Origin of the sequence: Rhizobium sp. K102 (assembly GCF_022385315.1) — a bacterium.
In the GTDB taxonomy this organism is placed as follows: domain Bacteria; phylum Pseudomonadota; class Alphaproteobacteria; order Rhizobiales; family Rhizobiaceae; genus Rhizobium; species Rhizobium croatiense.
Genome location: NZ_CP092432.1, coordinates 39,889 through 55,918, shown reverse-complemented (window position 1 = coordinate 55,918; position 16,030 = coordinate 39,889). Strand labels below are relative to the sequence as shown.

6 protein-coding genes and 3 pseudogenes are annotated in these 16,030 nt (G+C 59.2%); 6 read left to right on the top strand and 3 right to left on the bottom strand.

Annotated elements, in window-relative coordinates:
* Positions 1-42: 42 nt before the first annotated feature.
* A complete protein-coding gene (locus MHI61_RS00270; protein ID WP_004672581.1) occupies positions 43-2,583 on the bottom strand; it encodes a hypothetical protein in 2,541 nt (846 codons plus the stop codon).
* Positions 2,584-2,608: 25 nt separating this feature from the next.
* Here MHI61_RS00270 and MHI61_RS00265 point away from each other — a divergent pair, with 25 nt between their 5' ends.
* The gene (locus tag MHI61_RS00265) at positions 2,609-2,899 is read left to right on the top strand and encodes a hypothetical protein (protein ID WP_004672580.1); all 291 of its coding nucleotides are present in this window, start codon (positions 2,609-2,611) and stop codon (positions 2,897-2,899) included.
* Between the two features lie 207 nt (positions 2,900-3,106).
* On the opposite strand, the gene MHI61_RS00260 is transcribed toward MHI61_RS00265, so the two are convergent.
* Positions 3,107-5,716 carry a hypothetical protein gene (locus tag MHI61_RS00260; RefSeq protein ID WP_011053319.1) on the bottom strand — a complete coding sequence of 870 codons (2,610 nt, stop codon included), beginning with the start codon at positions 5,714-5,716 and terminating at the stop codon, positions 3,107-3,109.
* 323 nt (positions 5,717-6,039) lie between these two features.
* Between MHI61_RS00260 and MHI61_RS00255 the strand changes: the two genes are divergently transcribed.
* The 5 genes and pseudogenes from MHI61_RS00255 to istB all read left to right on the top strand — a co-directional run bounded on the left by MHI61_RS00255 (position 6,040) and on the right by istB (position 12,061).
* Positions 6,040-6,249 carry a hypothetical protein gene (locus MHI61_RS00255; protein WP_004672578.1) on the top strand — a complete coding sequence of 70 codons (210 nt, stop codon included), beginning with the start codon at positions 6,040-6,042 and terminating at the stop codon, positions 6,247-6,249.
* A gap of 145 nt (positions 6,250-6,394) precedes the next feature.
* Positions 6,395-6,962, top strand: a pseudogene (locus MHI61_RS00250) (DUF6088 family protein).
* Positions 6,955-7,968, top strand: a pseudogene (locus tag MHI61_RS00245) (nucleotidyl transferase AbiEii/AbiGii toxin family protein). The pseudogenes MHI61_RS00250 and MHI61_RS00245 overlap by 8 nt, the downstream one beginning before the upstream one ends.
* Before the next feature lie 1,727 nt (positions 7,969-9,695).
* Positions 9,696-11,171 carry an IS21-like element ISRel5 family transposase gene (istA, locus tag MHI61_RS00240; protein ID WP_080574729.1) on the top strand — a complete coding sequence of 492 codons (1,476 nt, stop codon included), beginning with the start codon at positions 9,696-9,698 and terminating at the stop codon, positions 11,169-11,171.
* The gene (gene istB / locus MHI61_RS00235) at positions 11,168-12,061 is read left to right on the top strand and encodes an IS21-like element ISRel5 family helper ATPase IstB (protein ID WP_004672573.1); all 894 of its coding nucleotides are present in this window, start codon (positions 11,168-11,170) and stop codon (positions 12,059-12,061) included. The genes istA and istB overlap by 4 nt, the downstream gene beginning before the upstream one ends.
* An 812-nt stretch (positions 12,062-12,873) precedes the next feature.
* On the opposite strand, the pseudogene MHI61_RS00230 reads toward istB, so the two are convergent.
* A pseudogene (locus MHI61_RS00230) lies at positions 12,874-15,319 on the bottom strand (glycoside hydrolase family 3 C-terminal domain-containing protein).
* Between the last annotated feature and the right edge of the window lie 711 nt (positions 15,320-16,030).

Sequence of the window (16,030 nt, the reverse complement as noted above, 5' to 3'; positions counted from 1 at the left end):
CTGTGAGTACCCAGATATTTGGTGTTGCGAAAGCGTCCCGGATCAGCCCACCGCCGTACCGCGGCGCTTCTCGATATCGGCGATGATCGCGTCCCAGTTCTCAGGGGTCAGCTCGCGCTGTTCCGGGTCGCGGGGCGCGGGGGCGACGCCGCCCTTGGCGCCGACGCGCTGACCTGTTTTGGCGTAGATGCCGACCGTGTCGTTGACAGTGCGCTTAAGCATGTCGTTCATCATGTCGGTCTGCTTGTGGAAGGCTTTTTCCTGCTTGATGCTCTGGTAGATGGCAAAGCCCGCCCAGGCCGCCCAGGACACCGCGCCGGCGATCGCGAAGGCGAGCGAGAAGCCGCCGGAGACGAGCGCTACCGTTGCGCCCGTGCGCCCGAGGAAGGTGGAATTCACCAGCATATTGGCAACGCCTGCGATGCCCTCGATCGCGCCGACCGTGTCCGCCGCGGTTCCGATACCCATGAAGATGAGATCGACCGGATCGCCCTTGCCACTGGTGAGCCCCTGCAGGAACTGGTAATATTCCACCGGCAGCCAAGCGACGCCGGCAACGGCGCCAACCGTCGTCCCGGTATTCTTGAAAAAGGCGGAGAGCACGCTGCGCTGCGCCCGCGCCAGCTCGTCGGAAACGCCGACGAGTGAACTGATCCCATCCAGCAGCGAAAAATTCGAGGCTTTGATCGCCGAGCCGAGCGCACTGCCCATGTGCGCGAGAGCGCCAAGGGCGTGCAGAACCACGATGCCGATGCTGTCCCAGGTCGGGCTCGTCATGTTGAGGCCGGCATAGATGGAGCGGGATGCGGTAAGCACCGACATCACGCCGGAAGAGAGCGCCGCCTTGTATTTGACAGGATCGACCCCTGCCGGCGCCGCCGTCGCGGTCTTGTCGATCAGCTTGGCAAGGTCGGCCTTGATCGTTTCGACGCTGCCGCCCGGTCGCATCGTCGCCCAAAGCGCGGTGAAGATCGTCGTGAAATTGGTCTTGTATTGCGCCATGGCATCGGCATTGCCCTTGAACAGGGTTTCCGCCAGCGCGTCGAGGCTCGGGGCGATGATCCTCTTGATCGCCTCTTCGGCGGTCTTGCCGTCGACGATGATTGGATCGATCACATCCGTGCCGGGCATCAGCGTCTTCATCAGGCCTGACATGGAAAGTCCCATGTCCTTGAGGCTCGATGTCAGATATTCGCTGTCGATATAGGGCAGATCGAGACTTTGGATGGTCTTGCTCCAGCCATTGTCCTTGGTGGCGAACATGCGCTCGGCGATCCAGGCGTCGCCCCCGCTGCCGGCGAAGAAGCGCCCGCCGTCTGAGCCGTTGGCGGCAATGCCCTTGCCGGCCAGCCCGGTGCCGATCATGATTGCCGCCATGACGTCGTTGAACGAATAGCTGGCGAGATTGCTGGAGGGCAGCGGCGAGACGCTCTTGTCCCACTCGGCATTGGCCGGCAACTTCGAGACCAGGCTGGCGCCCATGACGAGCCCTTCCAGCGCGGTCTGCACCGCATGGCGGTAGCCCAAGACCTCCTTGCCGCCGGGTGCGCTCAGGCGCGACGTCAGGCGCTCCAGATTGCCGGCGAGATCGCCGATGCCGATTTCTCCGGCGCCTACCTTGTCGAGCAGCGGACCGAGAAGCGCCTTGACGTCGGCCTTGAACTGATCGCGCACCTCGGGGCTGTCTGACCCGTAAAACTGGTTGGCCATCGCCTGGATGGTCGGGTTGAACAGGTGGGTGATATTGTTGGGAACGGTGCTGCCGAATTCGGAAGCGGCAACCTTTTTCAAACCGTCGAGGTCGATCTTGAGATCGGGGAACAGGCTCCCGCCGAGCCCGAGCGACTGGTCGAAATCCACAACCGGCAGGATGGAGCCGAGCCCCTTCAGTTCCCGCTCGGTCTTGTTGCCGGCCAGTCCCATGCGGATCAGGCCATCGAGCGCCGTCGTCGGATCGGAGATCGTCGGCAGCACGTTCTTGTCGAAGAATTCGGCATAGGTCTTGTCGGCAATCGCCGAGCGCTGCTTTACGAAATCGTCGGGAAGCACCATGGAATAGAAGCCGAGGGCGGCATTATATTCCTTGAGAATGGTGGTGACGTCCTTGCCGGATTTGAGACCGTCATTCAGCAGGCCGCCATTGACGATGTCGCGCTCAAAGGCATCCTCGACCTTCGTACGCAGGTCCTTCATCTTCTCGTCACGCGTTATCGTGTCGTTGATGATCTCGGAAGCGTCCTTGTTCGTATCGGCCGGCGCCACGCGATAACCGGAGAAGATCAGCTTGAAGGCCTTCAGCGCCTTCTCCGTCATCAGCGAGTTGACGTCGGGGTCCGAGCCCAGGATGGCGATCGACTTGTCGAGATCCTTCAGGATCTCCTGGTCGTTGTAGATGCCGCGCTGGTTGTCGCCGAGGCTGTCCTTGTATTGGCCGAAGGTCGCCTTGGTCTGAAGCAGATCGAGATACATGATCAGTTTCTGCTCGGCAGTGTAATTGTGAGGGTTTTTGACGACGTCGATGCTCTCGAAGGATTTGTCCTTGTCCTTCAGCCCTTCCATGAAGCCCTGATTGATCTCGCTCATGAAATCGGAATTGAACAGGAGATCGATGACCGGCTGGATCGGCGCGGTAGGGCGGGACGTGCCATTCGACGTGGCGGCCAGCGAAACGAACTTCGGACTGCTCGTCTGCGCCGATATAGAGGAGAAAATCGTCAGGGCTGCCGTCGTGGTCCCGTCAGAGGCAAAAGGCGATGCCTTCTTGACCGTGGTGCTCGTGGTTTTGCCCTGGCTCGTGGAATTTTCGGACTTTGGATCGGAATTGGCGTTTAGCCGGAGAAATGAAACCGTATCGATATCCGAAGATGCTGGTGCGATCGATGACATGCGTTCCCTTTGATTTTCTTTTTCCGCTTTTCGCGGATGACGTCGTTTACCTTACGTTAGGCATAAGATCGACCTTTGCGTGATAATTCAAGCCCGATCGGACATCGCGGTTGCATAAAATGCAGCGGCCTCGCGCCTGGAGATCAAAAATCACATTTTTACCGAGGGGTCGCAGGGTATTTCCCAGGCTGTGGCGGTCATCGTTGCCGCCCCTCTGCCTCTACCAGATGAATGACGGGTCTGGCCCAAATTCGAGATGCACGGACTCGCCGGTGTAGCGTTCAAGCTTCTCGTTCAGCTGCTTTTCCATTTTGTCGAGCTTCTTCACGCCATTGGCCATATCCCACAGACCAAGCGCCAGCCCGACGGCCGAGGCAACGAGGCCGGTGACCAGTCCGGCCGCGGCAAGGCCGGTTTTGGCGGCGCTGCTGAAGATGGTCACGACTTCCGGCGCCACCGTTCCGAGTCCGGAAAAGGCACGGGACATGGCATTGGTCAGATAAAGCATCGCCTCGGAGAAACCGATCAGCGCGTTGCCGGTACCGGCAATGCCGCCGATTATTTCGAGCGCGCCCTTGGCGCGGTCGCCGGCCTTCATCGACCGCGACGCCGAATAGAAGCCGAGGCCGGCCATGGCGAGGCCGCCGGCCGCGCCGAGGATCTTGCCTGCCGCTTCCATCGTCTTCGGCGAGAAGTTCATCGAGATCCCCTTGCCCCAGCTGCCAGGCTGATTGCCGAAGGCGCTGAACGGTTTGCCGGCAACGTCGAGGTTCTTGCCGAGCCCCTCCATCGTCATGCCGACGATCTGTGTCGCCGAGCCGACCGCAGCGGCGATATCGGCCGGCGTCCACTTGCCGCCGACACCGAGGCCGTGCGCCACCAGCACGCTCGACATCGTCAGCATCTGCACGGCGTGCATCAGACCGGCCTTGTACACTTCGGCATCGATGCCGGCAGGTGTACGGGTCTGGCGCGGCAGGTCGAGCGAATCCTTGAAGGAGGCAAGCGCGTCGTCGAGCTTCATACCGCCGCGCACCATGCGCAGAACGCCGTCGACGTCGCGCGCTATATCCTGCGCCAGGTTCTGCTTCAGCGTCTCGCCGCCATCTGCCGGGCCGTTTTTGCTGATGAAATCCTCGGCGAAGGTGTTTGCCAACTGGCTGATGGCGTCATTCGTTGCGCCGGGCACAAATGTGTCATCCGGACCCGACAGCAGCGGCTCGAGATCGACACCCTGGCCGTCGCCGATATAATGTTCCTTGACGATGTTCGAGAAGGTGACGTTCGCGGCGTCGAGATGCGCGTCGATATAATCCTGGGGCAGGAGATCGACGAGCGTGTTGAGTTCGGAATAATAATCCTTCAGGGCATCTTCGAAGCTCTTGCCGGCGCTCAGCGCCCGGTCGATCGCCTTGCCGCCGCCGATATCGATCAGATAGGCGTCTTCGATGTTGGTGAGCAGATCGGAATTCTCCGGGCTTTGCAGATATTCCTTCATGCCGCTCGCGAAGATATCCGAGAGATGCTGCTGCGTCGCCGGATCGGCCGTCAGCTTTTCGATCCGCGCATCGAGGTCCTTGCCGACGCGCTCGCCATCGGGCACGCTGTCGCCATACTGGTTCATATAGCCATTGAACTGCTGTTTGATCTCGATGAGATCGTAGAGCACCGTCGCCTTCTGTTCCGGCGTCAGCTGGTCGAGGTGGTCCATGTTGTCGGGCGCGACGAAATTCCGGTTCACGTCCTTCACGGCGTCGCCGAGAATGCCGTATTTGAGTTCGTCGAGCTTCTTCAGCGTCGGCTCATAGGCGGTCGACGGAGCGTAGCCGCGCAGCACCTTGCTTTCCAGGATGTCGTTCTCGTCGATCGGGCGCTCCACGACCGGCTCGATGGCATCCGAGCCCGACATGACAAGGTCCATCTTCTTGAGGCTCGATGTCAGATAGTCGCTGTCGATATAGGGCAGATCGAGATTTTGGACGGTCTTGCTCCAGCCATTGTCCGTGGTGGCGAACATACGCTCGGCGATCCAGGCGTCACCGCCGCTGCCGGCGAAGAAGCGCCCGCGATCTGAGCCGTTGGCCGCAATGCCCTTGCCGGCCAGCCCGGTGCCGATCATGATTGCCGCCATGACGTCGTTGAACGAATAGCTGGCGAGATTGCTGGAGGGTAGCGGCGAGACGCTCTTGTCCCACTCGGCATTGGCCGGGAGCTTCGAGACCAGGCTGGCGCCCATGACGAGCCCTTCGAGCGCGGTCTGTACCGCGTGGCGGTAACCCCAGACTTCCTTGCCGCCGGGAGCGCTCAGACGCGAGGTCAGGCGCTCCAGAAGGCCGCCAAGATCAGCCTGACTGACCTCTCCGGCGCCTACCTTGTCGAGCAGCGGACCGAGAAGCGCCTTGACGTCGGCCTTGAACTGATCGCGCACCGCGGGGCTGTCTCCCCCGTAAAACTGCTTGGCCATCGCCTGGATGGTCGGGTTGAACAGGTGGGTGATGTTGTTGGGAACGGTGCTGCCGAATTCGGAAGCGGCAACCTTTTTCAAACCGTCCAGGTCGATCTTGAGATCGTTGCCCGGGTCGGTTTCGGGCGTGCTCACCTTTGCATCGACCAGGATCGCGGTGGCGCCGCTTTTGCTCTGGGTAAACCCGACGAAGCCCCGCGCAGCGGAGATGTCGAGTGCCTGCCCGTTGCCGCTCGGCGCGATCTTGCGTATTTCGCCGGCGTCGATGGTTTTTGTCGATGCAGAACGGCCAGTCACGTCTTTCTGGTCGAGGTCCACGACCAGGGTTTCGACCTCTTTCGATCCGCTGCCAACACGTTCCAACATGATTTCGTCACTCCTGATCGACGGCCGCACCCTGAACGGAGGCCCGGAAAGCCTCGTTAGGTCAGAAGTTTTTCAGTGATATGACAAATGGGTGCTATCGGAGCGGCAAAATTGAACCATTGACCCCCACATAGCGCTTCCAAATTATACCGCAGTACAAATGCTGGTGACACCGCAGTCGCCAAGGTGCGGCGCAATAGAGCACGCTACCGTAGGGAATGCGCTCACGAGACAGATCAAAGTCGGTCCTCGGGCTCGGTTTTCAGACTGCATTGTCCGGCAAATCGGTATAAGCCGTCCTCTCGAACAAATCAGGGGACAACATGGAAACCGTGGAAATCAGCAGCCGCAGCGACTTCGGCCTTTGGGCAATTGAGCGGGCGCGGGAAATCGTAACGTCCGAGGGAACTGCTTTTGCGATGGCCGCTCGCGATATGGACGACGAGGCGCTTGCAAACGCTGCAGCCGCGCTAGGCAAGGCCATCAGCGATGCGATGGTGGAAGTGTTTGACGGCCTGATAGATGAATCGTGATTGTGAAGAGACAGCGGGTCACTGACCGATAAAAATTGGTCAGCACCGTCCGGGCTCGCCGTCTTCCCCTCTCATTGCAAACTGTCAGAAACTTGCATATAATTCTGACAAGAGAAATGCCATGCAAAAGCTGACATAGCAAATCATGGGACATGCTGAACGACTGCCGGAAGGACCGCGCTTTCGGCAAAGAGTTTTTTGCATCTCGGAAATCGAGCCGCCCTGGATCAGGCTCTGTCGCGCCTGGCCGAGCGTGGCGAGCTCGTCCGGGCGGGCCGTGGTATCTATATGCGGCCCGTCAAAAGTCGCTTTGGCAGTCGGCCGCCGACGGTCGAACAGGCCGTAGAGGCGGTGGCGCAGCAGCGCGGTGAGGTCATCGTCTCGATGGCGCCGCCGCGGCAAATGCCCTGGGCCTGACCTCCCAGGTCCCGGTCCGCTCCGTCTACCTGACATCCGGCCGTAGCCGGACGATGACCCTTGGACAGCAGACGGTCGAGCTCAAGCACGTGCCGCGCTGGCAATTGGCCTTGGCCGATCGACCTGCTGGCGTGGCGGTCCGCGCACTTGCATGGCTTGGGCCGGAAAGGGCCGATGAAGCACTGTCGCGGATCAAGCGAAAGCTGCCGCCAGACGCGTTCGGCGAGCTGGTGGCGGCGGCTCCGCAGTTTCCGACCTGGCTTGCAAGAAGCGTAGGAAAGGCTGCGCATCGCTGATCTGTTTCTGACCTTGTCAAAGGATAACCGACGCGAAGCCTTGGCGGTGGCGGCCGACCGCACCGGACGGCCCATTCATCTCCTCGAAAAGGATGTCTGGGTCGTCTGGACGCTGCAGACGCTCTTTTCGTCCAAGCTCGGTGAGCATCTCGTCTTCAAGGGCGGCACCTCGCTTTCGAAAGCCTACGGTGTCATCAAAAGGTTCTCCGAGGATGTCGACCTGACCTACGATATCCGCGCCCTGGCGCCGGACTTGGTTGGCGACAATGACGAAGCACTGCCGAAAACCCGCAGCGAGGAGAAACACTGGACCAGCGAGGTGCGAAAGCGGCTTCCGGTCTGGGTGGCGGGCTCGGTGGAGCCGGTTATGGCGCGTTGCGCGTTCAATCTCTTCCGGCGGCAATCCGCCTCGAGGACGATACGCTCTACCTCGACTATGAAGCGGTGAGCAGCGGATCCGGCTATGTCGCCCCGAGCGTCATGCTCGAATTCGGAGCGCGGTCGACCGGCGAGCCGGCCAGTATCCGTCGACTGTGACGCGTCGGGCCAGGTTGATGGTGTCGAATTTCCGAAAGCGAGTTCCCGCGTCATGCACGCGGAGCGGACGTTGTGGGAGAAAGCGACCGCCATCCATGTCTTCTGCCTGCAGGAGCGCCTTCGCGGCGATCGTTTTGCCCGCCACTGGCATGATGTCGTCCGGCTGGACGATGCTGGTTTCGCCGACAAAGCATCCGCGGATCGGCAACTCGCCAATGCCGTGGCGAAACACAAATCCATGTTTTTTGCGGAAAAGGCGGCCGACCGCTCGCCCATCGACTACGCCGCAGCCGTCAACGGCAATCTGGTTCTGACGCCATCCGGAGAAGGTCTGCGTGCGCTCGGCGAGGATTACGCGCGCATGGTCGACGACGGCCTGCTGCTCGGCGATTCCGAGCCGTTCGAGCACCTGATCGAGCGATGCACGCAAATTCAGGCGCATGCCAACAAAAGCGACGCGTCAAAATAAGCAATTGCCGGCCCACAGCCGCACCCTGCCCATTACTGTGAGTGCCCTGTCACCGACGCGGTTTGGCTTCGCGCCAATTATAAGGCGTTTGCTCGTGGCAGGCACCCTTGATGTGATGAGAGTGAAGCTCGGACCCGGTTATTCCGGCTCCGGCCTCGGCGAGGATGTGGCCAAATACCGCACGGGTGCGGGTTCGTTTGAGGAAAGTTGCGCCACGTAAAATGAAGATCCGGTGTGTTTGCAGTGAAGGCATTCAAATTCCCAATTTCAATCTCGCCGGAAGCCCGAGCAAGCTCAAAATCGCTGACGCGAGAATCGACACGGATGTTCCACTTGCCGCAACGGCACGTTCTCGCGCCAAGTGCCGTCCTCCCACTGGCGCGCCGCACGCTTGATTGGCTCTATTCCCGCAGGGGGGGTCGACAAGACGAAGGTCACTTCTTGGCGTCCAGCGGATCGACGTCGCCTTTCATCAGGAAGGCCGCAATCTCGACAGGGCCAGCGCGCGCGGGCGTGACGATGATTTTTGCCATCGCCTTGTCTGAATGAAGATGCGTCGAAGCCGGCTGTGCTGCCGCAGCGATAGGCGCGCGGTGGCGGCGTGAATCGCCAAGTTGCCGCAACGGCCAGCACGAGGAACTCGACCAACGTCTCGGCGGCGAAATAGCGGAAGGTGCATTCCGGTAAACCACGGCGATCGAAACTTAAATCCGTCGCAATCTTCTCGACACTCACGTAGCATGAGCCTCGCGAACAAACGCCGCCACGCCACTATGGCAATTTCACTTCTCCTCCTCGGGATGAAATGGGACCATTCCTGAGGCGCTCTATTCCATCTCGAATACGGAGGATCCGGCATGCCTACGGTGTTGTTCAGACACGACCTCGCTTAACGATGTACTGAAGATTGCAGTCTACACGAAGCACGTTGCAGGCAGTGCTATGAAGTGTTCGCGGAAGATGGTTCGAGGTCTCGTCGGACGCTCTGTCGCGGCGAGCGCGGGACGTGTCTGATGCCCTCGATTTCAGTGAAGAACCATATTTCACGTGTTGCCCACCTGCCGACAACTTCCACCATCGCAAAAATGCACGTCCGCCTACCGAAGCTGAACGCTAACGATCCCCAAATGAGCTCAAAGATCACCTGTCGGCGGCGGCGGCGGAATTGGACTGATGAGGTGAGGGCACAGATTCTTGCCCACAACGTTCTTCAACTCGGCCCAATCCGGCGATATGTTCCCTCATCCTGGTTTCAGGCATGCCTTCAAGGCCCTGTCGGCTCGACACTTGGATTTTACAGGCGCCTGGCTGCTGGCCGACTGCCGCGCCCATTCCGTGATGATAAAAGTATTGTGCCGTGTTGGGTTCTTCACAAATATGTCCAGCACCCGACGTAGTTCTCTGCTCGGAAGCGGTTGAGGTCTGCGCCTTGACGCCGAAGATGGCCCTCTACAAGTTGGGTGACAATGTCCCGAGAGTTCTGCTCGCATTGGTTAGACGGGCAGGCTGGCTCTTTTATGCGTAGCGGCGATCTCGATGAGATTCAGCGTCAATCAGGATGAGACTCGCGCCGGGGTGTGACGGAGTGAGGGCGTAGCCCGATCGTAGTCATACCCCGGCGTGGCGCAGATTTTCGGCGTCTCATGATCGCGGTCGGTCCGGTACATTTGCGGTTTTCTGGATTGGAGAACCAGTTTGTGCCGGGTCGCCATTTAACCGATCATCAGATGAGACTCTTCATGAAGTACCGACAAACGCATTCCGTAGAGGTCGCCGCGTCAAAAGCGTCGATCAGCCGAGCCACGGCATACCGCCTCGACAAGGAGGTACAACTGCCTTCTCAGAGCAAAGCGCCGCGCGGACGCCGCCGCCCTGATCCCTTAGAGCTGATATTCGAGACCGAAGTCGTCCCGCTCCTGAAGGCCGCACCCGGTATCCGTGCCGTCGCTGTCTACAACGAGATGCTGCGCCGACATCCAGAACTCTCTGAAGGTATCCGCCGCACGCTTGAACGACGCATTCGGTCGTGGCGTGCTGTCCATGGCGAAGCGCAGGGGGTCATCTTCCGCCAAACGCACGAGCCAGGCCGGTTGGGCCTTTCGGATTTTACCGACGCCAGCGGTCTTGGTGTGACCATCGCCGGCCAGCCGCTTGATCACCTGTTCTATCACTTCCGGCTTGTCTGGTCGGGCTTCGAACATGCCCATGTCATTCTCGGCGGCGAAAGCTTTGTCGCGCTGGCTGAAGGGCTTCAAAATGCCCTGTGGTCCGTGGGAGGTACGCCGCTTTATCATCGAAGCGACAGCCTGTCGGCGGCATTCCGCAACCTCGACGCCGATGCCAAGGTCGATCTCACCCACCGATACGATCAGCTTTGCTCCCATTATCGAATGACGCCGACGCGCAACAACAAAGGCGTCGCGCATGAGAACGGCTCTATCGAAAGCTCCCATGGCCATCTCAAGAACTCTGTTCATGACGCCCTGCTGATGCGGGGGGCCAAGGAATTCGACGACCTCAGTTCTTACCGCGCCTTTGTCGATGACATCGTCAGCCGTCGCAACGCTGCCCATGGCAAGCGCATTGATGCTGAGCGATCCCATCTGCAGGCGCTGCCCGAGCGCCGGACCACGGACTTCGAAGAGATTGTCGTTACGGTGTCCCGGACGGGCGGCTTCACCTTGCGCAAGGTCTTCTACACCGTGCCATCCCGCCTGATCGGCCACAGGTTAAGAGTTCGCCTGTTCGACGATCGGCTGGATGTCTTTGTCGGCGGTACGCATCTGATGACGTTGCGCCGAGGACGCGGCCATCCCGACGGCCGACACGACCAGGTCGTCAACTACCACCACGTCATCCATTCCCTGCGCAAAAAGCCGATGGCGCTCCGCGGCCTCGTTTATCGCGACAAGCTCTTCCCGCGTCAGGAATATCGCAAGGCCTTCGAAGCCCTCATCGAGCATCTTCCCGACAAGCAGGCTTGCAAGATCACCGTCGAACTCCTGGCGCTCGCGCATGACCGTGGTTGCGAACGCGAACTTGCCGAAGAATTGGCCAGGATACTCGATGCTGGTGACTTACCCAATCTGGCTACCATGCGAGCGCTCTTCGGTCCGGATCCAGCCAAGCTGCCGACCGTTCATGTGCAACTCGCATCGCTCAACGGTTATGAGGCCCTGATCGGGACGGGAGAAGCGGCATGAAGAACGCCCACGTTATCGATGAAGCACGCCTCGGCATCATGCTCAACGAGCTCCGGCTGCCGACGATCAAAATGCTGTGGCCACGATTTGCCGAAGAGGCGGACCGGGAAGGATGGCCGGCAGCTCGCTTCCTGTCGGCTATTGCCGAGCACGAGCTGGCAGAGCGTGCCAATCGCAGGATTGAACGGCATCTCGCCGAAGCGCACCTGCCGCCCGGAAAGACCTTAGACAGCTTCGCCTTTGACGCTGTACCCATGATCTCGAAGGCGCAGGTCATGGCAATCACCGCCGGCGACAGCTGGCTTGCCAAGGGAGCTAACATCCTCATGTTCGGTCCGCCCGGCGGAGGAAAGAGCCATCTTGCTGCTGCCATCGGCCTTGCGCTGATCGAGAACGGATGGCGGGTCCTGTTCACCCGGACCACCGATCTTGTGCAGAAGCTTCAGGTCGCCCGAAGGGAACTGCAGCTTGAGTCTGCCATCGACAAACTCAACAGGTACGACTTGCTCATCCTCGATGACCTCGCCTACGTCACCAAGGACCAGGCGGAAACAAGCGTGCTATTCGAGCTGATCTCGGCACGATACGAGCACCGGTCGATCCTGATCACCGCCAACCAGCCGTTCGGAGAGTGGAACCGGGTCTTTCCCGACCCTGCCATGACACTCGCAGCAGTCGACCGGCTCGTGCACCATGCCACGATCTTCGAGATGAACGTCGAAAGCTATCGCCGCAGAACTGCGCTTGAGGAAAAACGCCAGCGCGGCCGACCGGCCTCGTTTGCGACAATCAGGACATCAACGCTGTCTGTCGCGGAGCGGCAATCAGAAAACGACGAAGAACTTGTCAGCGGCAATCAGCATGATAATTTGATCCCGACCGCGACCTAAGAATCTCATCCAGATTGTCGCAAGCGTCTCATCCTGATTGCCGCGCTATTAGCTATTTTGCATCGATGGGCAGGCTCAAGGTTCTCTTGGAAGTCAGCATTTAGCTGCCTCACCATGGCGTTGAATAGGCTGAGTCGACCAAAGTGCTGCGCCCATTACCGAAGATTGCGATGAGGCATCAGCGTCCTTCAGCAATCTTGCCAAAGAATGCAGGCTTGCGAGATCGACGTGCGGAACCGCCAGGCTGCGCCAACAACCACTCATTGATCGGTCGAACATCCACGATGGGACCTCAAGAAGTCGACCAGAAGAAGAACCAGAAAGGCTGCAGCGGAAATATGCTTCCCTTTGGACACCGCCTCATGCACGTGAACGGGTTGCCCGGACCAGGGATGCCACGGATACAAAAGCTCGCGAACCTCGGTCCCGTGGGTGTTCTGTCGTCGTGTTGTACAACCATTTCCGGCCGCACTCATCGCTCGGATACCAGACCCCGGCCGAGGCTCCACATCTAATCGCCGCCGGATGAAAATTCAGTGGCAGGTCACTTCTTCCATCCCTTGGTGTCCACCTATTTTGGTGGACACCTCATGCCAAAGCTCACTCAATTGCAGAAGGTGCGGGGAAAATCGCGCTTACGATCGTTCAGAAAACATTGCCTGTTTTTGGAGGCGCAGGCGGTGTTTCGCCATGCCATTAACCAAGTACCGGTTTTGAGGCATTCTCTCACTCAACTCACCCAGCTTCACCGCCAAAACTGCATACGTTGGAACTCGACCACTGCCCAATGTGGTCATTGATTTGCGGCCCATTCAGAGCGCCAAGACAGCGCCCTTTTGCGTGACAGTTAAACTCAAACGGATGTCGGTGGCCGAGAACCCAGCCATCACTGCAAATTCCCCCGCCTCTATCCGCCAACGCCGCTCGGTCGTGTCGAAGAAGGCAAATGTTCGGGCGTCAAGTATGAAACGCAACCTTCGTTTCTCACCGGGTTCCAGGGCAATTTTCGAGAAGGCTTTCAGCTCTTTAACCGGTCTGGGTATAGATGCTTCAACATCGCCGACATAGATTTGCACCACTGCCGAACCTGGCCGCTCGCTGATGTTGGTCAATTCCAGTGTCACTGTCACCGCGCCGGCAGCGTCTGGTAGCCCTACCGTCAGGTCCGACATCGCAAAGCTTGAATAACCGAGACCATGACCGAACGGGAACAGCGGCTTAATGCCGTGGCGGTCGTAGTGCCGATAACCGACGAACACACCTTCGTCATATCGCACATGGCCGTCCTTACCTGGATAGACCGCGTCATCCTCAGTATGTGTGGGGTTGTCAGCCCAGCGCACGGGGAAGGTCTGTGCCAGTCGGCCCGAGGGCTCGGCCTTGCCGAGGAGCACATCGGCGATCGCGTTGCCAGCCTCCTGTCCGGGATACCAGCATTGCAGTACTGCACGAGCACCGGAAAGCCAGGGCATTTCCACCGGTCCACCGGTTTGTAGTACGACGATCGTGTTCGGATTGGCCGCAATTACCGCCTCAACAAGCTGGTTCTGCAGACCGGGAAGTGCAATACCGCGAAGATCGGAGCCCTCGGTATCCCAGTCGCCCGTTCTGCCCACGAAGACTACCGCATGATCAGCCTTTGCCGCGACGGCTGCTGCCTCGGCAATCTCCGCTTCGGCCGAAAATCTGCCTATTCCTACCCGAATTGCGGCGATATAGAGGTTGACGTGGTCGTGCCGGGCGTACTCGGCGACGACCTCGTATGTACGGCCGGCTTCGAGCGTGATTTCACCCACGACCTCTTCGCAGCCTTCTTCAAAGAATGTGGTACCACGTATCCAGGAAGCCCAAGCGTCCACCACAAGTCTGCCGTCCACATAGACCCGGCCAAGCCCGGCCGAGGTTAGTCCGACGCGATAGACGCCGGCTTCCGAGGCTGTGAAGATGGTGCGCATTCTAGCCGAAAAGCGAAGGGGATCGACAAAGCCCTCGGCCACGGGGGGCAACCATACACCAAGGCTCGACGGTTCCTCGACGACCTTCACCGGTTCGCCAGCTAGCTCCCTTCCTTGGAAAAACTCGAAGGTTGTGGGGTTTTCGATTAGCGGCTGAAACCGATAATTGTTGCAGCCCTGAGCGTAGCACAGATTCTCCTCACCCAGCGCGTCCACCAGCCCCTGCCACGGACTGATGACATAGTGAGGGTTCAACTGCGCCGAGCCGCCTCCCATCACCTGCGCGACCTTGGCATTGGGTCCAATGATGGCGACCATACCTTGCTGAGCCAATGGCAGGATCCCGTCATTCTGTAGCAGAACTGCGCTTTCCGCTCCCGCGCGCCTGATCAATGCCCTATGTTTCGGTTGATCAATGGCGTACTCCTTAAACTCGCGATGATCGTTGATAGCGCCGGTGCGTTCCATCAAAGTCAGGATATTGCGCACACAGGCGCGGATCGTCTCGACACTAACCTCGCCGCCTTCGACCGCAGCCAGTAGCTTGGAGCCGCGATCGCGAGTCGGGCCCGGCATCTCCAGATCCAGCCCGGCATTCACGGTGGGTGCGGTCGAACGCGAGCCGAACCAGTCCGACATCACCACGCCGTTAAAACCCCAGTCACCGCGCAGAACCTCGTTCAACAGCCAATGGCTTTCCGCCGTGTAAGTACCGTTTAGCTTGTTATACGAAGACATCACGGCCCAGACCTTTGCCCGCTTCACCGCCGTCTCAAAGGGTATCAGGTAGACTTCGCGCAGCGTGCGTTCATCGATATCTGAAGAGATGGTTGTACGTTCAATCTCGGAACTCGTTGCCGACGAAATGTTTTATCGTGGCACCGACTTTCGTGAACTGCAGACCTTCGATATAGCCGACTGCAAGTTCCGCCGTCAGGATCGGATCCTCAGAGAAGCACTCAAAGTTGCGGCCGTTTGTGACGCTACGCTGGATGTTAACGGTGGGGGCTAACGAGACGTGGGCACCTTTTGAAAGAACCTCGTCACCTAGGGCACTGCCGATTTCCTTGGCTAGATCCGGGTTCCAACTCGCTCCGATGGCGATGCCCACCGGGAAAGCCGCTGCAGTCACACCTCCGACAAAAGACCCCGCCCCGCGGGCGCCGTTGGGGCCGTCGGTCAAGCGCAATCTCCCTATCCCTAGGCGGTCGATGGGCGGTAAAGACCAGAACGTATCGCCGGAAAGTAGCGAGACCTGCTCCGCCAAGGTCATATTATCGAGCAATGCTTTCTTATCAATCATCTTCTCTGCTTCTTGAATCTCAATACTTACCTGTCCCAGATCAACATCTCAAGATGCATATCGGGGAAGCTGGTGATCTCGGCGCCATGGAGCCGTCCATCCATAAAAAGGACGCCCGTTTGTTCATCAAGGCGTCGCGTCCCGCCGTCGCGAGGACGACGACATGTTCGAAGCCTTCACATAGCCGAGATGCGGTCACCGCTTTCCATTGAAAACAAGGAACATCGCGGCAATCGATTTCAGCAGTGAAAGTTGTGCCGGCTGCGGCAGCGCCGGTTCTGTTACGGAGTTATTCCTCCGCAAGTTTGTGAGACAGTTCGAACCTTAGCAAGCTTTATCAGACAATCTGTTGACAGACAACCTCGGTCGCGCAGCTTTCGTGTCGTCATTGATGATTCGATGCTTCCCTCGGAGGCGGATCCCGATTGATGAAGTTTCTTCACCGCCTATGGACAAGGATCGACCACAATGGACAGGCTGTTGTCCCGTTTCCGGCTACAGAGTAATCATTTTCGTACTGTCTTTCATAATCAGCATTTGCGCGGTGGGGTTTTCGGGGCACTACGCCGCGGGTCTCCTACAAGGCCGCCTGGAAACCTCGAGCGAGGTGATGCAGGTGCTCTCGGGTTTCCGTGACGTCTCCGCCTCGTCCGTCTGCATCGCCCTCACGCCGTGCTTGAATCCTCCCTACATATGCAGGCATTCCCGGTT

Bases quoted from the DNA above. Each gene is read 5' to 3' on its own strand.
- MHI61_RS00270 (WP_004672581.1), bottom strand. From the start codon at position 2,583: ATGAGCGAGATCAATCAGGGCTTCATGGAAGGGCTGAAGGACAAGGAC.
- MHI61_RS00265 (WP_004672580.1), top strand. From the start codon at position 2,609: ATGACCGGCTGGATCGGCGCGGTAGGGCGGGACGTGCCATTCGACGTG.
- MHI61_RS00260 (WP_011053319.1), bottom strand. From the start codon at position 5,716: ATGTTGGAACGTGTTGGCAGCGGATCGAAAGAGGTCGAAACCCTGGTC.
- MHI61_RS00255 (WP_004672578.1), top strand. From the start codon at position 6,040: ATGGAAACCGTGGAAATCAGCAGCCGCAGCGACTTCGGCCTTTGGGCA.
- istA (WP_080574729.1), top strand. From the start codon at position 9,696: ATGAGACTCTTCATGAAGTACCGACAAACGCATTCCGTAGAGGTCGCC.
- istB (WP_004672573.1), top strand. From the start codon at position 11,168: ATGAAGAACGCCCACGTTATCGATGAAGCACGCCTCGGCATCATGCTC.